We start from the raw sequence: 1,747 nt of genomic DNA on the forward strand, positions 1-1,747 counted from the left end.
ACAGTAAATCCATACTTTTAGCTATTACTATTTAGCTACTCATTACTTTGACAGTTTATCCATTACTCTCAGCCGAATCTCAGATCTCATCAGTTTTTGGTCTGACGACGATGTGCGGCTATGTGTTTACAGTGATACGTTCAGCTAACAATTTGAACCATACATCCATCATTTTAAAGGGAAATTTCGGTTTATTTCAACCTGTCTCCTATTGTCCTAAATTTGTTTCAAGTCACTAGTGACATGAAAATAATAGTTAGCGTGTTAGCCGTTAGCCTAGATACAGCTGGGGCGCATAGTAGCGTCAGACCTGTTAAAACGTAAGTGAACGGGCAACCTTCAAGTGCAAAGTTAGTCCACTAAACAAGCTTTTTTTCCACAAAGACCGCCTCATATCGTTAGGATAAATGTCAGAGAACATATAGAAAACGACATGTAAACGTGTTGTCTTACCTTACCGGTGTGCTGCCATGTTTGTTTACCATCTAGCTCTGCTTTCCAAAGTGCAGCCGAAATATATCTGGCGAGCTCTAGATAAAGCCCAGCTGGATACTACTCCAGGTGGAGGTGTCTCGTCCTCGGTCACATCCAGACCTTGAAAATAAGGCTGCAACCGGTCCCATTCCTTGCAACAGAGGCATTCCTCTTCTGTGGGCACTGGGGCACAGCATTCACAGGTACACCACCAATCTCCCTGCAGCAGCCATTCCTCCTCTCTCGTCCTCTACCTGTTGCACCTTTCTCTCTCTCCTCCTCCGTTCTTCAATTTCATGAAGCTCTTCGTCAGTGTATTCTGGCTCAAATAAATAAGGGCGGCCATCAAACTCTGCAAAATCAAATTCCTCCTCCACAAAGTTGAAGCCTGGAAAAAAGTCAGCCATTATTCTATAAATCTTTCCTAAAATAAATGAATGAACTTTTCAGGCTACTGTCCGGTTCTGCCTTCCAGCTGTTGCTGCTTGTTTTCGCAATATTTCCCAGCGCAGGGTGGTGCAGGGTGGCGAACCCCGCGCAGAGCTAGTTTCGAGCAGCGCAACCTGAGGCGCGCTCAGTTTGGTAGTTTGGCAGACCGAGGTGCGCTGAGATGGGTGTGGCGGCGCAGCAGGGGGAGGTGTCGACAGATCCAGCTTGGTGCAGTGACAGTTTCGTGCCAAAAAGGCTTCGCCGAAGGTGCGCTAAAAGCTCGCCAGCTGAAACCAGGTCTACTGTCAGCGCAGGGGGAGCGCAGCCGGTGTTAGCCGAAGTTTGGCTGACCGGCGAACAGTGCACACACGTCACCAAAACCTCACAGGCAGGTTTCCAGAGTATCAGGCACATTAATAATGCAATAAATACCCACAAAACACTATTCAATGCAATTATCTGCATTCAGCACATAAATGTATCTCTATATCGACTGTCCCGTCACATCTGATGTCAGATCAAAGGGGATTGGCACCGTTTGGCACGTTTGGCACGCGTAATGGAAACCCAACCTGATTTGATTAACACAGCTGCAAACTAATGAGTTCACATCCCTCTCAGCCAACCACAAACAGCCACAGCATCAGATAGGGAGTATATATTCAGCATCTGTCATCTTAGAAAAGTCAAAAGAAAAGAAACAGAGTGAGACTGCGAGAGAGAAAGAGAGAGCGCACGCATGAGAGGAACGCAACATTGATTTACAATTGTGGTGACCTCCTCCCAGGCTACCTTTGCATCATCAGCCCGTGGAGGTCTGCTCGCAGTTCCGTATATTCGGACA

The 1,747-nt window shown here is 46.8% G+C and carries 1 protein-coding gene; it reads right to left on the minus strand.

Annotated features, from left to right (window positions below; translation table 11 throughout):
• Positions 1 to 671: 671 nt before the first annotated feature.
• Complete coding sequence (locus R7M72_RS24345) at positions 672 to 881, minus strand: hypothetical protein (protein WP_318056371.1); 210 nt, start codon at positions 879 to 881, stop codon at positions 672 to 674.
• Positions 882 to 1,747 lie beyond the last annotated feature (866 nt).

The organism is Vibrio sp. YT-18 (assembly GCF_033337345.1).
Taxonomy (GTDB): Bacteria; Pseudomonadota; Gammaproteobacteria; order Enterobacterales; family Vibrionaceae; genus Vibrio; species Vibrio alginolyticus.